Source organism: Allobosea sp. GW821-FHT10B12 (assembly GCF_059415545.1).
The window spans coordinates 53,163-71,359 of sequence record NZ_JBWKNL010000011.1 but is presented as its reverse complement, the minus strand read 5'-3'; the positions used below and the strand labels follow the sequence as shown (position 1 = coordinate 71,359).

At 65.0% G+C, this 18,197-nt stretch carries 18 protein-coding genes; all 18 read left to right on the top strand.

Annotated elements, in window-relative coordinates:
• Positions 1–167: 167 nt before the first annotated feature.
• The 18 genes from AC07O0_RS26695 (at position 168) to AC07O0_RS26610 (ending at position 18,133) form a co-directional block, all read left to right on the top strand.
• On the top strand, positions 168–1,199 hold the full coding sequence (locus AC07O0_RS26695) for a LacI family DNA-binding transcriptional regulator (RefSeq protein WP_494627307.1): 1,032 nt from the start codon (positions 168–170) through the stop codon (positions 1,197–1,199).
• Entirely contained in the window at positions 1,189–2,595 is a 1,407-nt protein-coding gene (locus AC07O0_RS26690; RefSeq protein ID WP_494627305.1) for an amidase, read from the top strand. The genes AC07O0_RS26695 and AC07O0_RS26690 overlap by 11 nt, the downstream gene beginning before the upstream one ends.
• Positions 2,596–2,758: 163 nt before the next feature.
• A complete protein-coding gene (locus AC07O0_RS26685) occupies positions 2,759–2,953 on the top strand; it encodes a hypothetical protein (RefSeq protein WP_494627303.1) in 195 nt (64 codons plus the stop codon).
• 580 nt (positions 2,954–3,533) lie between these two features.
• Positions 3,534–4,565 (top strand): ABC transporter substrate-binding protein, encoded by a 1,032-nt coding sequence (locus AC07O0_RS26680; RefSeq protein ID WP_494627301.1) that lies wholly within the window; start codon positions 3,534–3,536, stop codon positions 4,563–4,565.
• Between the two features lie 8 nt (positions 4,566–4,573).
• A complete protein-coding gene (locus AC07O0_RS26675; protein ID WP_494627299.1) occupies positions 4,574–5,461 on the top strand; it encodes an ABC transporter ATP-binding protein in 888 nt (295 codons plus the stop codon).
• Positions 5,458–6,327: an ABC transporter permease gene (locus AC07O0_RS26670; protein WP_494627298.1), complete on the top strand. Its 870-nt coding sequence runs from the start codon at positions 5,458–5,460 to the stop codon at positions 6,325–6,327. The genes AC07O0_RS26675 and AC07O0_RS26670 overlap by 4 nt, the downstream gene beginning before the upstream one ends.
• A 50-nt stretch (positions 6,328–6,377) precedes the next feature.
• The gene (locus AC07O0_RS26665; RefSeq protein ID WP_494627296.1) at positions 6,378–7,256 is read left to right on the top strand and encodes an NADPH-dependent oxidoreductase; all 879 of its coding nucleotides are present in this window, start codon (positions 6,378–6,380) and stop codon (positions 7,254–7,256) included.
• A gap of 75 nt (positions 7,257–7,331) precedes the next feature.
• Positions 7,332–8,456, top strand: a complete 1,125-nt coding sequence (locus AC07O0_RS26660; RefSeq protein ID WP_494627294.1) for a RuBisCO large subunit C-terminal-like domain-containing protein — start codon at positions 7,332–7,334, stop codon at positions 8,454–8,456.
• Positions 8,449–8,913, top strand: coding sequence for a cupin domain-containing protein (locus AC07O0_RS26655; protein WP_494627292.1), 465 nt, complete (start codon positions 8,449–8,451; stop codon positions 8,911–8,913). The genes AC07O0_RS26660 and AC07O0_RS26655 overlap by 8 nt, the downstream gene beginning before the upstream one ends.
• Before the next feature lie 309 nt (positions 8,914–9,222).
• The gene (gene trhA / locus AC07O0_RS26650) at positions 9,223–9,885 is read left to right on the top strand and encodes a PAQR family membrane homeostasis protein TrhA (RefSeq protein WP_494627291.1); all 663 of its coding nucleotides are present in this window, start codon (positions 9,223–9,225) and stop codon (positions 9,883–9,885) included.
• Positions 9,886–10,200: 315 nt separating this feature from the next.
• The gene (locus AC07O0_RS26645) at positions 10,201–11,355 is read left to right on the top strand and encodes a transporter substrate-binding domain-containing protein (protein ID WP_494627289.1); all 1,155 of its coding nucleotides are present in this window, start codon (positions 10,201–10,203) and stop codon (positions 11,353–11,355) included.
• Positions 11,356–11,365: 10 nt separating this feature from the next.
• On the top strand, positions 11,366–12,061 hold the full coding sequence (locus AC07O0_RS26640; RefSeq protein WP_494627288.1) for an ANTAR domain-containing response regulator: 696 nt from the start codon (positions 11,366–11,368) through the stop codon (positions 12,059–12,061).
• Between the two features lie 237 nt (positions 12,062–12,298).
• Entirely contained in the window at positions 12,299–13,546 is a 1,248-nt protein-coding gene (locus AC07O0_RS26635; protein ID WP_494627287.1) for a transporter substrate-binding domain-containing protein, read from the top strand.
• Between the two features lie 63 nt (positions 13,547–13,609).
• Complete coding sequence (gene urtB / locus AC07O0_RS26630; RefSeq protein WP_494627285.1) at positions 13,610–14,479, top strand: urea ABC transporter permease subunit UrtB; 870 nt, start codon at positions 13,610–13,612, stop codon at positions 14,477–14,479.
• Between the two features lie 25 nt (positions 14,480–14,504).
• A complete protein-coding gene (urtC, locus tag AC07O0_RS26625; RefSeq protein WP_494627283.1) occupies positions 14,505–15,623 on the top strand; it encodes an urea ABC transporter permease subunit UrtC in 1,119 nt (372 codons plus the stop codon).
• Complete coding sequence (urtD, locus tag AC07O0_RS26620) at positions 15,620–16,384, top strand: urea ABC transporter ATP-binding protein UrtD (protein ID WP_494627282.1); 765 nt, start codon at positions 15,620–15,622, stop codon at positions 16,382–16,384. Before urtC ends, urtD begins: the two co-directional genes overlap by 4 nt.
• A complete protein-coding gene (gene urtE, locus AC07O0_RS26615; RefSeq protein WP_494627280.1) occupies positions 16,377–17,072 on the top strand; it encodes an urea ABC transporter ATP-binding subunit UrtE in 696 nt (231 codons plus the stop codon). The genes urtD and urtE overlap by 8 nt, the downstream gene beginning before the upstream one ends.
• Positions 17,073–17,098: 26 nt before the next feature.
• Positions 17,099–18,133, top strand: a complete 1,035-nt coding sequence (locus tag AC07O0_RS26610) for an aliphatic amidase (RefSeq protein WP_494627278.1) — start codon at positions 17,099–17,101, stop codon at positions 18,131–18,133.
• Positions 18,134–18,197 lie beyond the last annotated feature (64 nt).

Sequence of the window (18,197 nt, the reverse complement as noted above, 5' to 3'; positions counted from 1 at the left end):
GCAGCACGGCTTCGGCACGATAGCCTCCCCAAGCAGCGTTCACGTTTTGAAACGTTTCAACGCAAGCTCTCATACCTTATAGACAGCCGCAAGCCCCACATTTCGGCAGCTTGCGTCAAAAATGCTTGCCCTCTAGAAGTATTTTGAACCGTTTCACAGAGAGGCCCATGGCGACGATCCGTGACGTGGCTCGCTTGGCCGACGTGTCGGTGGCGACCGTCTCGAATGCCCTGAACAATGCCGAGCGTGTCAGCCCGGAGCTGCTCGGCCGCGTTCGCGCAGCCATGGCGAAGCTGAACTATGCCCCGCATGCCGGCGCCCGCTCGCTCAGGAAGCGCTCGAGCGGGCTGCTCGGCCTGATCGTCGCCGACATCACCAACCCGTTCTTCTCCGACCTGTTCGAGGCGATCGAGGACGCCGCGGCCGCCCGCGGCTATCTCGTGCTGCTCTGCAATTCGAGCGAGCGCAGCGAGCGGGAGGAAGCCCATCTGCGCATGCTCAGGAACCAGCGGATCGACGGGCTGATCCTGGCGCCGACCGGTGCGGTCTCGATCCATCGCGCCTCGCTTCTCGCGCAGCTCGAAGTGCCGATCGTCCTGGTCGACCGGGCGATGGACGGGCTCGGCTACGATGCCGTCACCCTCGACAACCGCAAAGCGGGCTTCGAAGCGACGAGCCAATTGATCGCCTGCAGACACAGGCGCATCGCCCTGATCAATGGACCGGAGATTCTCAGGACCGCAGCCGATCGCATGCAAGGCTATCGCGAGGCCCTGCTGGCCAATGGCCTCCCCTTCGATCCGGCACTTGTTCGCGATGCAGGCTTCCAGGAACAGCCGGCGGTCGAGGCGCTTTCCGATCTGCTGGCGCAGGACGATCCGCCAACGGCCGTGCTCGCCACCAACAACCTCATGACCATCGGCGCGATGAAGGCCCTGGCCGATCGCGGCCTCGCCTGCCCCAACGACATATCGCTCGTCGGCATCGACGACCTGCCCTGGGCCGATGCGGTGCAGCCACGCCTGACAGCGATGGTTCAGCCGGTTCGAGCCATGGGCGAGGCAGCCTTCGACATGCTTGCCCAGCGGATCGCCGGAACGCGTCTGGGCCCCGGCAGCACTGTCGTGATGCCGCCGGAGCTCATCGTTCGCCGCTCCTGCGGTACGCCCCAGCCCATCAGGAGCTTCCATGGCGAATGATCTGATCTCGCTCAGCGCGGTGAGCGTGCGCGCGCTGCTGCAGGCCGGCGAGGTGAGCTCGGTCGAGCTCGTCCAGGCGGCGCAGGCGCGCCTCGCCGTCGTCGAGCCGCTGGTCAACGCCGTACCGACGCTCTGCATCGAGCGGGCCCTGGCGCGGGCCGCGGAGCAGGACATTCAACGGCGCGCCGGCCAGAGCAGCATTCTGGGCGGCATCCCGATCGTCGTGAAGGACAACAACGACGTCGGCGGCGTGCGCAACACCGGCGGAACCTCGATCTTCCGCGACCGGATCTCCGAGACTTCCGACCGCACCGTCGCCTTGATGGAGGCCAATGGCGCGGTCGTGCTCGGCAAGTCGAACCTGTCGGAGCTCGGCGGCGCCCAGACCACCAACAGCGTCCACGGCACGACGCGTAACCCTTACGACACCCGCCTCACCTGCGGCGGCTCCTCAGGTGGCGCGGCCGTCGCGCTGGCGACCGGCGAAGCCTGGCTGGCGCATGGCAACGACTATGGCGGTAGCCTGCGGATCCCCGCGGCCTTCTGCAACATCACGGGCTTGCGCCCCACCCCCGGCCGCGTTCCGCGCAAGCGCCTCGCCGATCCGTTCGACACTATCGCCGTCGAAGGACCGATGGCGCGCGACGTCGCCGATCTCGCGCTGTTCTTCGACGCGATGATCGGCTTCGACCCCGGCGACTTCCTGACCAGCCCGTCGTACGAGCCGCCCTTCCTCGCCGCCGCGCAGGATCCGAGGCGACCGGCCCGGGTCGCCCTGTCCGCGGATCTCGGCGAACTGCCCATTGCTCCGGCGATCCGGAATGCCCTGGACCGTTTCGCGGTGCTGCTGGAAAAGGCCGGAACCATCGTCCATCGCGATGCTCCCTCGGTGACCGGAGCGATGGACGCGTTTCGGGCGCTGCGCGGCGAGGGATTCTTCGCGACCTGGGAACCGCTGTTTGACAAACATCGCGAGCAATTCCCGGCGCCGGTATTGGCCGATCTCGTTCGCGGCCGCGATCAATCCGGAGCGGCGGTCGTCGCGGCCAATCGCTATCGCAGCGAGCTCTACCGCCGCACGGTCGATCTTCTCGACGAGCACGACTTCCTGATCTGCCCGGCAACACAGGTCCTGCCCTTCCCTGCCGAAACGCTGTTCCCGACCGAGATCGAAGGCCGGCCGATGCAGGACTATCTCGACTGGATTTCGATCACCGCGATTTGGTCGCTGACCGGGCTTCCGGCAATCGCGATCCCGATCGGCTTTTCGCCGGTGGGCCTGCCGATCGGGATTCAGATCCTGTCGCATGGCCGGCGCGAAGCGGACCTGTTCAGGCTCGCCGCCTGGATCGAACGCGAGCTTGCGCTGCCGACCGCGCCGATCGACCCGCGCTGAGCCGAGCGCGACAGTTCACAGGAGACCGATCGGCGCCGAAGATCGCCTTGCCGTGACGCCAATGACGACCTCGTCAAGACGGCCAGGGCTTGAACAGGCCACCGGACTACCCAAATCGCTACTCGAAAGGGGCCCTCGCCGCATCGCGCAACGGAGCTTCGCCATGGATACCGAGAAGCTGAAGCAATTTCGCAAGCAATCGATCGAGAAGGCCCTTCGTGCCGGGCTCCCCGCCTACTTCCTCGACGAATGCGCCGATGACGGGGTGATCCGCGTCAAGCCGGATGGCGTCGCGGAACGGATCGTCGTCCTGCAGGGCCAGGCCCGGATCAGCCCGTTCGAGTGCCGATCCTGCTGAGCTCGGATTCTGACTGACATAAGGGCGGCCTCGCCGATGATTGCGGCGAGGCCATCGTCCTGCCGGGATCATCGACGGGCGGAGCGAGATTGCCGGAATCGCCATGATTTTCGTGCAGACGCAGGAGCCTTGCGCGCCGGGAGGATCGCGCCGCCTGCCGCGAATGAACGACTGTCCTCCGCTGAACCGGGCCCAGGGCCCGGTTACGACGTCGAGCAGGTCGCGCGCCTGCTCACAGCCCCCAAGCAGCGAATGCTTCGCAAGCCGAGATCGCGAGCGGCTCCGGTATCACTCGGCGCGGCCGCAATCGCGCCGAGCACATCAAGGATGCGTTTTTTAAAGAGAACGACTGCGCCAAAATAATTCGCCTGACCTCATATTCCGCAGAGCAGACGATACACAAAGTGATGGTGAAAGGGTAATCATCTCCATCAGCGGCGTGACAGGTAACAAATCTCTCTCTTTGATCGTTCTTCAAAAAGAACATTCTCGTTGACGCGGACGGAACTGCCTCCCAAGCTTCCGACATCGCTCATTCACGTCCCGGCCCGGGCCGGCTCAGCATTTTTGGAGTTTCGCCATGCCGGTTTCCAGCAAGCTTTTGTCGCGGCGGCAGGCAGCGGCCTTGATGGTCGGTACAGCGCTGTCCTTCGGCTTCACCGGGGCGACTGCCGCCGCCGAGGGACAGCTGCGCATCGCCAAGCAGTTCGGCGTCGTCTACCTGCTGCTCGACGTCGCGGCCGAGCAGAAGCTGATCGAGAAGCACGGCAAGGCGGCCGGCGTCGACATCAAGGTCGAGTTCACCCAGCTCTCCGGCGGAGCAGCTGTGAACGACGCGCTGCTTTCCGGCTCGATCGAGATCGCCAGCGCCGGCGTCGGCCCGCTCTTCACGCTGTGGGACCGCACCAAGGGCAAGCAGAACGTCAAGGGCGTCGCCTCGCTCGGCAACTTCCCCTACTACCTCGTCAGCAACAATCCCAATGTGAAGACGATCGCCGACTTCACCGACAAGGACAGGATCGCCCTGCCCGCCGTCGGCGTCTCCGTGCAGTCGCGCATCCTGCAATGGGCCTCGGCCAAGCTCTGGGGCGACAAGGAATTTGCGAAGCTCGACAAGATCAGCGTCGCCCTGCCCCATCCCGAAGCCGCCGCCGCGATCATCAAGGGCGGCACCGAGATCACCGGCCATTTCGGCAACCCGCCTTTCCAGGAGCAGGAGCTGGCCGAGAACCCGAACGCCCGCATCGTGCTCAAATCCTACGACGTCCAGGGCGGGCCGGCCTCGTCGACCGTGCTCTACGGCACCGAGAAATTCTACAAGGAGGCGCCGAAGACCTATCGCGCCTTCCTCGACGCGCTCGACGAAGCCGCGAAGTTCATCACCAACAATCCCGAGCAGGCGGCCGATATCTATCTCAAGGCCAATGGCGGCAAGGGCGACCGTAAACTGCTGCTCCAGGTCATCAAGAACCCCGAGGTGACCTTCAAGGTCGAGCCGCAGAACACGCTCGGCCTCGGCCAGTTCCTGCACCGCGTCGGCGCGATCAAGAACGAGCCCAAGGCGCTGACGGACTATTTCTTCACCGATCCGCGCATCGCCGCGGGCAGCTGAGCGCCGGCATGACGCTCGTCGCCGAGAGACGGCCGCAGGACAGCCCGCTGCCTTTGCCCGCCCGCGTAGCCATAACGACAGCCGGCGAAGGACAGGCTGCACCTGCCCTGCCCGCGCCGCTGCTGCAGGTCGACGGCGTCAGCCTCGAATACCGTACGGCCGAGACGATCGTGCGCGCCACGCACCAGGTCGGCTTCGACGTCTACGAGGCCGACCGCTTCGTGCTGCTCGGCCCGTCCGGCTGCGGCAAGTCGACCCTGCTCAAGGCGGTCGCCGGCTTCATCGCCCCGGTCGAGGGCGAGATCAGGCTCGGCGGCCGGCCGGTTGTCGGACCGGGCCCCGACCGCATCGTCGTCTTCCAGGAATTCGACCAGCTCCCGCCCTGGAAGACCGTCCTCCAGAACGTCGCATTCCCGCTGACGGCCTCGCGCACGCTGCCGCGTCGCGAGGCCCTCGAGCGGGCGCGCCACTATGTCGAGAAGGTCGGGCTCGCCAAATTCGCCGACAGCTATCCGCATCAGCTCTCCGGCGGCATGAAGCAGCGGGTCGCGATCGCCCGCGCGCTCGCGATGCAGCCCAGCATCCTCCTGATGGACGAGCCCTTCGCCGCACTTGACGCACTGACCCGGCGCCGGATGCAGGAGGAGCTGCTGGCGCTCTGGGATGAGGCCCGCTTCACCCTGCTCTTCGTCACCCATTCGATCGAGGAAGCGCTGATCGTCGGCAACCGGGTCGCGGTGCTCTCAGCCCATCCTGGCCGGCTGCGGGCAGAGTTCAACAGCCACGAATTCGATCTTGCCAGCACCGGCGGAGCCCCGTTCCAGGCCGCCGTCCGACGCCTGCACGAACGTCTGTTCGAGCATGAGCACGCCGGCGCGGGAGAGGCACAACGATGAGCCTCGCCCAGCCGCCGATCCGGCCGGAATACGACCAGCCGCTGCCGCCCTTCGTCGCGACGGCACTTGAGCGTCCGCGTCCGCTGGTCGAGCGGCTCGCCGGGCAGGGCTGGCTGCGCAAGGGCTTGATCCTCGTCGTGCTCGCCTTGCTCTGGGAGGCTCTGGCGCGCTGGCAGGACAACGAGCTCTTGCTGCCTACCTTTCTCGCCACGGTCCAGGCCTTGGTCGAGGGGCTGGCCAGCGGCGAACTGCTCCAACGCGCCCGGCTCTCCCTGGTCGTGCTGGCGCAGGGCTATGCGGCGGGGCTGACCCTCGCCTTCCTGCTGACCACGCTCGCCATCTCGACCCAGATCGGGCGCGACCTGCTCTCGACGCTGACCGCGATGTTCAACCCGCTGCCGGCGATCGCGCTCCTGCCACTGGCGCTGCTCTGGTTCGGCCTGGGCTCGGGCAGCCTGATCTTCGTGCTGATCCATTCGGTGCTCTGGCCGGTCGCGCTCAACACCTTCGCCGGTTTCCAGGGCGTGCCCGAGACGCTGCGCATGGCCGGCCGCAATTACGGGCTCAACGGCCTGCGTTATGTCTTCGGCATCCTGGTGCCGGCCGCGCTGCCGGCGATCCTGTCCGGCCTCAAGATCGGCTGGGCCTTCGCCTGGCGCACGCTGATCGCCGCCGAGCTCGTCTTCGGCGCTTCCTCCGGCCGCGGCGGCCTCGGCTGGTACATCTTCCAGAACCGCAACGAGCTCTACACCGACAAGGTCTTCGCCGGCCTCCTGCTGGTGATCCTGATTGGCCTCATCGTCGAGAACCTTGTCTTCGCGGCGATCGAAAAGACGACGATCAGGCGCTGGGGCATGGCGCGCTGATGCCGCTGTCGCTCGCATTGACCCATGCCTTTCTGCACGGATCTCCATCGATGACCGCTGCCCTGCATTTCGCCGATGCTCCTCCCTCGGCAATCTCCGAGGCCTCCGCTGGAGACGATCCGAGGGCCTTGTTGCGGGCGCGCTATCGCGCCGAGAGCCAGCTAGAGCCTGCGCATTGGAACGAAGTCATCGGCCAGATTCTGGCGCATCGCTCGGTGCGCTCCTACAAGCCCGACCCGCTGGCCGAAGGCACGATCGAGACCTTGGTCGCCGCCGCACAATCTGCCGCCAGCTCGTCCAACCTGCAGACCTGGAGCGTGGTCGCCGTCTCCGATCCCGCCCGCAAGGCGCGGCTTGCCGAGGTCACCGGCAACCAGAAGCACATCCTGCAGGCCCCGACCCTGCTGGTCTTCCTCGCCGATCTGAGCCGGCTGGGCGAGCTCGGGGCCGCTCGTGAGCATGCGGTCGAGGCTCTCGACTATCTCGAGACCCTGTTCGTCGCGATCATCGACGTAGCGCTCGCCGCACAGAATGCCGTGCTGGCTGCAGAGAGCCTCGGCCTCGGTACGGTCTATATCGGCGCGCTGCGCAACGATCCCGAGCGGGTCGCGCGCGAGCTCGGCCTGCCACCGAAGGTGCTTCCCGTCTTCGGCCTGTGCGTCGGCTACCCCGCCCCCGAAGTCGTCACCGGCATCAAGCCGCGCCTCTCGCCCGCGCTTGTCCTCCACCGCGAACAATATGGTGCCGGCTATGCGCCGGAACCGGTCGCGGCCTATGACGCGGCGATCCAAGGCTTCCAGAGCGAGCAGCGAACCCCGCAGATCCCATGGTCGCGGCAGGCGCTCGCCCGGGTCGCCGGGCCGCAATCCCTGAGCGGACGCGACCGCATGCGCGATGCGCTGGCTGCACTCGGCTTCGCGCTGCGCTGAGGTGCCTCCGCGCCGGCGGCGCTATAATGGTGGTGTGAAACGGAATGGCGGAGCCCCGCCACGGCGGGATCGACGATGAGCTGGATCGAAGTCACCTATCACCTGCGCGGCTCGCCCGAGGATGCCCAGGCGCGTGCCAGGGCGATCGCCGTCGAGCAGAGCATCGAGATGCCGCCCGAGGCCGTCGACGATCCCTATGTGCTCGGCGAGATCCTCGGCCGCGTCGTCGCGGTCGAGCCCATGGGCAACGGGGTGCATGCGATCCGCATCCTGCTCTCTGCCGCCACGGTGGGCGACGATGCCGGCCAGCTCCTCAACATGCTGTTCGGCAACTCCTCGCTCCACGATGACCTGACGCTCGCCGACTTCGCCTTGCCGCCCGAGCTGCGTGCCGCTTTCGGCGATGGCCCGCAGATCGGGCTCGACGGCCTGCGCCGCCGCGTCAATGCGGCAGGGCGAGCCCTGACTTGCTCAGCCCTGAAGCCGCAAGGGCTGCCGCCGGAGGAGCTGGCGCGGCTGGCCGAGGCCTTCGCGCTTGGCGACATCGACTACGTCAAGGACGATCATGGCTTGGCAGCGCAAGCCTACAGCCCGTTCGCGCAGCGCGTTTCGGCCTGTGCCGCCGCGGTGCGCCGCGCCACTACGCGGACCGGCCATCCGACCCGCTATGTCCCTAGCCTCTCCGGCAGCCTCGACGCCGTGCGTGAGCAATTGCGCATCATCGCCCAGGAAGGCCTCGACACGGCGATGGTGGCGCCGGCGATCCTCGGTCTTTCCAATGTCCAGCAGCTCAGGCGCGATTATCCCGATATCGCCTTCCTCGCCCATCCGAGTCTGGCGGGCGCAGCGCGGATCGACCCGGCCTGCCTGACGAAGCTCTGGCGGCTCGTCGGCGTCGACGCGGTGATCTTCCCCAATCATGGCGGCCGCTTCGGCTATTCCGCGCAGACCTGCCGGCGCATCGCCGAGGCCGCGCTCGCGCCCGAGCCCGGGCTCGCAGCAGCAGCCCCGGTGCCGGCCGGCGGGATGAGCGTAGCGCGTGTGCCGGAGATGCTCGACTTCTATGGCCGCGATGTCATGCTACTGATCGGTGGCAACCTGCTCGCCGAAGGCGACAGGCTGAGCGAGGCCACGGCCGAGTTCGTCGCCAAGGTCCACCACCATTCGCAGGCAGAAGCCCGGGCGGAATCTCATGTCTGACGCCACGAAGGACGATGCGCTCCTGCGCCGCCATCAGAGCGATTTTGCCTGGCAAGGTGTCGAACGCCTCGCCTACAAGCAGGATGGCGATGCGCCGTTCCGCGATGTCTCGCGCCAGATCCTGTTCTCGCGGCCCGACCTCGCCGGCGAACTGCGCTATTTCGAGGTCGCCCCGGGCGGCCACACCACGCTGGAGCGCCATGGCCATGTCCACGGCGTCATGATCGTGCGCGGCCATGGACGCTGCCTCGTCGGCTCTGAAGTGAGCGAGATCGGCCCGTTCGACCTCGTCACCATCCCCGGCTGGACCTGGCACCAGTTCCGGGCCGCACCCGACGAGCCACTCGGTTTCCTCTGTCTGGTCGACGCGAGCCGCGACCGCCCGGCGCTGCCGACGTCGGAGGAGCTGGCGACGTTGCGGACCTCGCCGGAGATCGCCACCTTCCTCGACGGCTGAGCCGGGGCCGGAGCATCATCGCCGATCGCCCGCCCGAAGAACGGCATCTGCAGGGTGCAGGGCTGCAAGTCCCAAAAGTGTTGTTAACTGCGCAAGCGAGCGGCGCATCGGCTGTCTCCACGACTGTTTCGGGGGAAGCTCGCCGACGAGGCTGTGCTATTCGATCGCTGCTTTCCACCCAAGTCGGCAATCCCGACTGGCCAACTGGAGAGCTCGCAGGCACCATCATGCCGCCGCCCAGGCAACGACACTGAGATGACACCGGTACCGCGTACCTGCCGAACCAACTCAAGCGTGTTAGGAACTTTTGTGAACGCCCCCGTCATTGGACGCTTCGTCTTCAGGCGCGCCGAACTTTGGGCCGATGGCGTGATCCATGTGCTCGGCGTTGTCTTAGGGCTGGTTGCTGTCGCGGCACTGATCGTTCAAGTCGCGAACAGCGCTCCGCTGTTCGATCTGATCCCCGTTTCGATCTATGGCGCGGCTCTCCTCGCAACTCTCATCGTCTCGGCCACTTACAACATGTGGCCAGTCTCGCCGCGCAAATGGTTTCTCAGGCGCTTCGACCATTCCGCGATCTACGTCCTCATCGCCGGGACCTACACCCCATTTCTGATGAAGCTGAGCGGGAGCATTTTCGCTCAGGCTCTTCTGGCGATCGTATGGCTCGCGGCCGCCGCCGGTATCGGACTCAAGGTGGTTTTGCCGGGCAAGCTCGATCGGCTTTCGATTGCGCTGTATCTCCTGATCGGGTGGAGCGGTCTTTCAATCTGGGACAGCGTCGCGCTTCTACCAGCGACCACCTTATGGTTCATTCTCGCAGGCGGCCTCCTTTATTCGATAGGCGTCGTTTTCCACGTCTGGGAAAGCCTGCCATTCCAGAATGCGATCTGGCACGCTTTCGTGCTTGTGGCGTCCGGCTGCTTCTATGGGGCGGTGTTTCAGGCCTATGCGCTGGCACCGCCGACTTGAGCCGATCGCCTCTGTGAGCGGCCAGTCGGGTATCTCTTCGACGATCTGGCGCAGCCAAGCTCTCATCTCGTTGACACACCCGGCATTCTGAAACTAGCATTCATGCCGTTAGCGTTACAGGCGCAGCGACGAGGCTGCGGAAACATAACAGGCGATGCTGCCTCCATCGATCGGGCTCGACCCCGGTCGTGGGGGCATTTTTGTTTGGCGGAGAGACGGCCGGAAGGGGTTGCCTGAGCAGGGATTACTCAGGGCGAGCGCAAAAAACGAGACGCCGCCCAACGCGTTGAGGGACGCGGGAGGAGAAAAGAATCGATGAAAAAAGCGGTTCGTTGCGCGGAGCGGACATCCGCTCCGTGGCGTGTGGGCGTGCTGTTTTCGCGGACCGGCTTCATGTCGGTCATCGAAGAGACGCAGCTGCGCGGAACCTTGATCGCGATCGACGAGATCAACGATCGCGGCGGTATTCACGGTCGGCCGATCGAGCCGGTGATCTACGATCCGGGCTCGGATGCCCGTTCCTATGGGCAATATGCCAAGCGACTGATGGTCGAGGACGGGGTCAGCACGATTTTCGGCTGCTATACCTCTTCGAGTCGCAAGGCCGTCCTGCCCGTGGTCGAGCGGCTCGACGGCTTGCTCTGGTATCCGACGCTTTACGAGGGTTTCGAGTTTTCGCCCAACGTCATCTATACGGGCGCGACGCCGAACCAGAATTCCGTACAGCTCTGCCGGGCGCTGATGCAGCAATTCGGCACCCGCTTCTTCTTCATTGGCTCCGACTACATCTATCCGCGCGAGTCCAACCGGGTGATGCGCGATCTCGTCCGCAGCAATGGCGGCACGGTCGTCGGCGAGCAGTATTTGCGGCTGGAAGCGGACCGCAGCGAGTTCGTGCCCCTGCTGCGCGAGATCAAGCGCGCCCAGCCCGACGTCATCTTCTCGACCGTCGTCGGCGAGTCCACCACCTTCCTCTATCAGGCCTATCACGACCTCGGCCTGAATCCGAAGACAGTCCCGATTGCCAGCCTGACCACCACCGAGGCCGAGATCCGGGCGATGGGCCACGATGTCGGCGAGGGCCACTACACCGCCGCGGCTTATTTCCAATGTGTCGAGAACGAGCGCAATTCGGATTTCGTCGCCCGCTATCACAAGCGCTACGGCGACGACGAGCCGACGAACATGTGCCTGGAATCGTCCTACTTCCAGGTCAATGTCTTCGCGAAGTCACTGGAAGCGACGAACTCGCTGGATACGCGCTGCTTGCGTTCCTGGGTCATGGGTGCCGAATTCGACGCGCCGCAGGGCTGCGTCTCGATCAACCCGGTCTGGGGGCACGCCGATGTCTGGACACGGATCGGACGCGCCAACCGCAACGGGCAGTTCGATATCGTCTTCCAGTCCGCCACGAGCGTGAAGTCCGACCCCTATCTGATGGGACAGGGCCGCACGCTCGAGCTCTGCTGAACATATTGGAATGGCCACCGGCCGCGACGGGAAAGAGGCGACCAGCTTCATGGCGATGTCAGGCTACGCATACGAACGCGCTGGCGGGCCGCATCCCGCCGAGCCCCGCGCCGCCGTTTCCGAACGACCGGCGCGGCAGGGTTCCGTCGAACCGGAACTCAATATCGCCGTGATGGTCGAGCGCGACGACCATGGCGAGTTCCTGATCCGCGAACTGCAACGCCAGCGCGTCACGGTGCGGCATATCTGGCCGCTGCCGTCGCAGATTCCGTTGCAATACGACGCCATCTTCTGTGCGCTGTCTGCGGATCTGCCGCAGCGCATCCCCTGGGTTCCGGGGGAGCCTTCCTCGGCGCTGATCCTGGTCGATGACGGCAAGGCGCCGCTGAACCTCAAGCTCATCCACAACTGCGCCGCGCACGGCCTGCTGCATTATCCGGCCTCGTCGCGGGTGATCCAGTCGGTGCTGATGCTGGCGCGCGAGCATTTTCAGTACGAGCGGCGCTTGCGCGGCCGGATCGAGAAGCTCGACGAGAATCTGCGCACGATGCGGGTTGTCGAGCGCGCCAAGGTGCTGTTGATCCGGCTCAAGAACCTGACCGAGGACGAGGCCTATAACTTCCTGCGCAAGCAGGCCATGGAAAAGCGCGTCACTATCGCGGCAGTCGCCACGGCCGTGATTGACTCGCATGATTTGCTTAGTTAGCGTTGCTATAGTTTCAAGACGGCAAGGACGCCGTCGGCACATAGCGGGTCATGATGCCCCCACGCAGTCGCGGAAGCGAAGCGTGGGGTTTTTTGTTTTCTAGGCCCAGTTCGATACGCGTTTGCGCGGCGAAGCTGCCGCAGTCCACATTCCGAGGCGAAGAAGCCCCGAACGACTCCGTCCCTCCGGACGGCGCCGCTCGGGGCTTTTTCTTTTGCAAGAAAAAAGGGGAAGAGGGTGAAAAACGACAGGCGCACATTCATCAAACACGCTGCCGCGGCGGGTGCTTTCACCGCCGCAGGGTTTCCGCATATCTGGTCGAAGAACGCTTCGCTGGCCTATGCCCAGAGCGGGCAGATCAAGGTCGGCGTCCTCTTCTCTCTCACCGGCACCACCGCCATCATCGAGGAGTCGCTGAACAAGGCGACGATCATGGCGATCGAGGAGATCAACGCCGCCGGCGGCATCAACGGCATGAAGATCGTGCCCGTCGTCGAGGATCCGGCGTCCGATCCCGCGACCTTCGCAGAGAAGGCCCGCAAGCTCGTGCTCAGCGACAAATGCGTGTCGGTGTTCGGGTCCTATACCTCGGCCAGCCGCAAGGCGGTCCTGCCGGTCTTCGAGAGGCAGGCAAACCTGTTTTTCTACCCGACGCTCTATGAGGGCCGCGAGTGCTCGAAGAACGTCATCTATACCGGCGCCGTCCCCAATCAGCAGCAGGACGACTTCGTGCCCTGGCTGGTCGAGAAGTTCGGCAAGCGCTGGTACATGATCGGCTCGAACTACATCTACCCGAAGGAAGAGAACAACTACTGCAAGAAGCAATTGAAGAGCCTCGGCGCCGAGGTGATCGCCGAGGAATACGTTCCGCTCGGACATTCCGAATTCTCATCGGTGATCAATAAGTTCCGCTCCGAGAAGCCGAACGTGATCTTCTCTACCGTGGTCGGGGATTCGGTCGTGGCGCTGCACCGGCAGTACCGCGCCGCCGGCCTCGACCCGGCGACGATGCCGATGGCGAGCCTGACCACTTCGGAAAACGAGGTCGCGGCGATGGGCGGTGATGCGGCCGCCGGCCACTTCACCTCGGCTCCTTATTTCATGGTGCACGAGTCACCCGAGAACAAGCGGTTCGTCGAGGCCTACCGAAAGCGTTGGGGCGCCGACAAGGTCACGCATTTCGTGTCGGAATCGGCCTATTTCCAGATCTATCTGTTCAAGCAGGCGGTGGCGAAGCTGAAGGCGGGCGACATCAACCCGCTCACCATCCGCGAGGCCCTGAAGGGCGAGCAGTTCCAGGCGCCCCAGGGGTTGGTCAAGGTCGAGCCCGAAAACCTGCATTGCTGGCTGCATCCCAAGATCGGCCAGTGCCAGTCGGACGGGCAGTTCAAGATCCTGAAGCAATCGGCGAACTGGCTCGAGCCGAACCCCTACAGCGCCTATCCGAACCAGAAGTGCACGGCCGAAGGGCTGAAGGAAATCTGATCTTTCGATTTCGCCGGCGGCCGCGCCACGCGGCCGCCCTGCACGCCTCCGGACAGGTTCGTTATGGATTTCGTCGTTTCTCAATTGCTGACCGGGCTCAGCCTGTCGTCGATCCTGCTGCTCGTCGCGCTCGGTCTTGCCATCATCTATGGCGTCACCGGCGTCATCAATCTCGCCCATGGCGAGTTCGTGATGCTCGGAGCTTATTGCGCCTGGCTGTTGCAGACCCAGCTCGGCTGGGGGCTGCTGCCGAGCCTGATCCCGATCTTCGTCGCGGTGGCGCTGCTGGGCCTCGCCATCGAATATCTGGTCATCCGGCATCTCTATGACCGGCCGCTCGATACCATCCTCGCGACCTGGGGGCTCGGCGTCATGGCCCAGCAGATCGTGCGCCTGCTGGCGGGCGGCGAACTGCGCTATGTCCAGATGCCGGCGGCGCTTTCGGGTAGCGTCAACATTCTCGGCGCCACCGATTCCGCCTATCGCCTGTTCGTGCTGGCGGTCGCACTCGGGCTGTTCGCCCTGACCTGGTACGTTTACCGCCATACCTCGATCGGCCTGCAGTTGCGGGCGATCACCCAGAACCGCCAGATCGCCTCGAGCTTCGGCATCAATGCCGGCCGCGCCTATCAGCTGACCTTCGCTTACGGCGCCGGCATCGCCGGGCTGGCCGGGGCGCTGATCTCGCCGCTCAAGAGCGTCTCGCCGGAGATGGGCACGGGCTATGTCGTCGACGCCTTCATGGTCGTCGTCGTCGGTGGCGTCCAGAGCCTGTTCGGCACGGTCGTCAGCTCCGGCCTGCTCGGAGAGCTAACCGGCGCGCTCGCCTATCTCAGCAACGACACCATCGCCAAGGCGCTCGTGCTCGCCGCGGTCGTCGTCATCATCCGCTTCCGGCCGCAGGGGCTCTTCACGCCCCGCATCCGCGCCTAACACCTTCATGAGACGAAACCTACCAATGTCCAACAAACCAATCCTGCAGCTGTCGATCTACGGGGCCGTTTGCCTGGCGCTCCTCCTGATCCCGGCCTTCATCGACGACGCCTTCCTGCTCAACAAATTCGCGCGCTACCTGATCTTCGGCATGCTTGCCGTCGCGCTGAGCCTGTCCTGGGGCTATGCCGGCATCCTCAATCTCGGCCAGGCGACGACCTTCGGCATCGGCTCCTATTGCATGGCCATGGCGCTGAAGCTGAAGACCGTGCCGATCCATACCGGCGCCGAGGGTCTGCCGGACTTCATGGTCTGGAACAACGTCACCGCGCTGCCCTGGCTCTGGTGGCCATTCCAGTCGCTGCCCTTCGCCGTCGCGGCCGGCATCCTCGTTCCCGCCGCCTTCGCCGCGCTGCTCGGCTGGTTCATGTTCGGAGGGCGCGTCGCCGGCGTCTATTCGGCGATCATCACGCTGGCCGCGATGGTCGTGGTCAACCTGATCATCATCGACCAGCAGAGCTATACCGGCGGCTTCAACGGCATCACCGACCTCGCCCGTTTCGAGGTGCTGGGGATCACTTTCGACGCCTATGCGCGCTCGACCTATTTCCTGGTCGCGGGCAGCCTGACGCTGGCGCTCTTCGCCGCGCTCGCGCTGACACGCTCGAAGACCGGGCTGATCCTGCAGGCGATCCGCGATCAGGAGGAGCGCGTCCGCTTCTTCGGCTACGACGTCGCCCGCTACAAGACCTTCGTTTTCGCAGCCTCCGCCGGAATCGCAGGCCTGGCTGGCATGCTCTACACGATCGTGATGGAGTTCGCCTCGCCGACCTTCCTCGGCGTGCCGCTCAGCCTGTCCATCGTCATCTGGGTTGCGGTCGGCGGCCGCCAGAGCTTGCTCGGCGCCATGCTCGGCGCGCTGCTGGTGACCGGGGTGCAGGGAAGCTTGTCGGAGTCCGAGACCTTCCTCAGCACCTGGACGCTGGTGATGGGCGGCTTGTTCGTCCTGATCGTGCTGTTCATGCCGCGCGGACTGGCCGGCATCGTCTCCGGCCTGCGCCGTCGCGACATACCCCAGAAAGCCGCGGCGCAGCAGTCCCGCCCCGTCGATGCCGCCGGCGCTCCGGCAGGGAGGGCGGCATGACCGGCGCGGCGGAGGCGCAGCTTTCTCTGCGCAACGTCAAGGTATCCTTCGGCGGCTTCGTCGCCGTGGACGGCCTCGACCTCACGGTCAATCGGGGTGAGCTGCGCTGCCTGATCGGCCCAAACGGCGCCGGCAAGACCACGACGCTCGATCTGATCTGCGGTCGTTCGCGGATCTCCTCCGGCGCGATCGTCTTCGACGGCAAGGAGATCCACCAGCTCAGCGAATTCGAGATCGCCCGGACCGGCATCGGCCGCAAGTTCCAGGTGCCGAGTGTCTTCCGCGAGCTCAGCGTGCGGGACAATCTCGAGATCGGCAGCTCGCGCCAATACGGCGTCCTGCGCAATCTCGGCAAATTCGGCGGTGCGGCCGATCGCGAACGCCTCGAACGGCTGGCCGAGCTCGTCGGACTCTCGGACGAGCTCGACAAGCAGGCGGCCCAGCTCTCGCACGGCCAGACGCAATGGCTCGAGATCGCGCTGATCCTGGCACAGGACCCACCGCTCATCCTGATGGACGAGCCGACCGCGGGCATGACCGCCCATGAAACCGAGAAGACGGCGCAGCTCTTCAACGCGCTGCGCGGCAAGCACACGCTGATCGTGGTCGAGCACGACATGGGCTTCGTGCGCGACATCGCCGAGACGATCTCGGTGATGCACCAGGGCAGGCTGCTGGCGCAGGGCACGGCCGACGAAGTCTCGGACGATCCCCAGGTCCGCGAGGCCTATCTCGGCTCGGGAGGCATCGGCCATGCTTGAGCTCAGCAATGTCGATGGCTTCTACGGCCGCAGCCGCGCCCTGCAATCGGTGTCGCTGAGCGTCGGCAAGGGCGAATTCGTCAGCGTGCTCGGGCGCAATGGTGTCGGCAAGACGACGCTGCTGCGCACGATCCTCGGCCTGATGTCAAAGACCTCGGGCTCGATCCGGCTCGATGGCAGCGAGATCGGCGAGCTGCCGACGCATCGCCGGGCCAAGGCCGGGCTGGGATATGTGCCGCAAGGTCGGGGCATCCTGCCCGACTTCACCGTGCGCGAGAACCTGCTGCTGGGAACCTACGCCGCCGAGACCTCGGAACGGCGCATCCAGGACTACGTCTTCGAGCTCTTCCCGATCCTGCGGGATTTCCTTAGCCGGCGTGGCGGCAACTTGTCCGGCGGCCAGCAGCAGCAGCTCGCCATCGCCCGCGCGCTGTTGTCCCAGCCCAAGATCCTGCTGCTCGACGAGCCGACCGAGGGTATCCAGCCCAACATCGTCGAGCAGATCGAGGACATCCTGATCGACCTCAACCGCAAGCGCGGCCTGTCGATCATCCTCGTCGAGCAGAACATCACCTTCGCGCGTCGCGCATCGCACCGTTTCGCGATGCTCAACCGGGGCAGCGTCGCGGTCAGCGACCGCATCGAAGCGCTCTCCGAAGATCTCATCCATCGCTACCTCGTCGTCTGAGACGGGCAAACCAAGGAGGCCAGACCATGTATCACGGCGATATTACGAGCAGCAGGGACACCGTCGGCGTCGCCGTCGTGAACTACAAGATGCCGCGCCTGCATACCAAGCAGGAGGTGCTCGCCAACGCGCGCAATATCGCCGCGGTGATCGAGGGCATGAAAGTCGGCCTGCCGGGCATGGATCTGGTGATCTTCCCGGAATATTCGACGCACGGAATCATGTACGATTCCAAGGAGATGTATGAGACCGCCTCGCAGATTCCGGGAGAGGAGACGGAGATTTTCGCCGCCGCCTGCAGGAAGGCGAATGTCTGGGGCGTGTTCTCGCTGACCGGCGAGCGCCATGAGGAGCATCCCAACAAGGCGCCCTACAACACGCTCATCCTGATGAACAACAAGGGCGAGATCGTCCAGAGATATCGCAAGATCATGCCCTGGGTCCCGATCGAGGGCTGGTATCCTGGCGACTGCACCTATGTCTCGGACGGGCCGAAGGGCCTGAAGATCAGCCTGATCATCTGTGATGACGGCAACTACCCCGAGATCTGGCGCGACTGCGCCATGCGCGGCGCCGAGCTGATCATCCGCTGCCAGGGCTACATGTACCCGGCCAAGGAACAGCAGGTGCAGATCTCGAAGTCGATGGCCTGGGCGAACAACGTCTATGTCGCGGTTGCGAACGCTTCGGGCTTCGACGGCGTCTATTCCTACTTCGGCCATTCGGCGATCGTCGGCTTCGATGGCCGCACGCTCGGCGAGTGCGGCACCGAAGAGAACGGCATCCAATACGCCCAGCTCTCGGTGTCGGCGATCCGCGATGCCCGCAAGAACGGCCAGTCTCAGAACCATCTCTTCAAGCTGCTGCACCGCGGCTACACCGGGATGATCAACTCCGGTGACGGCGACAAGGGCACGGCCGCGTGCCCTTACAACTTCTACGCCAAGTGGATCAACGATCCCGAGGGCACGCGCGAGATGGTCGAGGCGATGACCCGCACGACCGTGGGCACCGACGAGTGCCCGATGGACGGCATTCCGAACAAGTCTGCCCATCGCTGAGCTGAACCAAGCCCCCGCCCGGCGCATCGGCGCCGGGCGGGGCGATCAAGCATTCGACAACGAA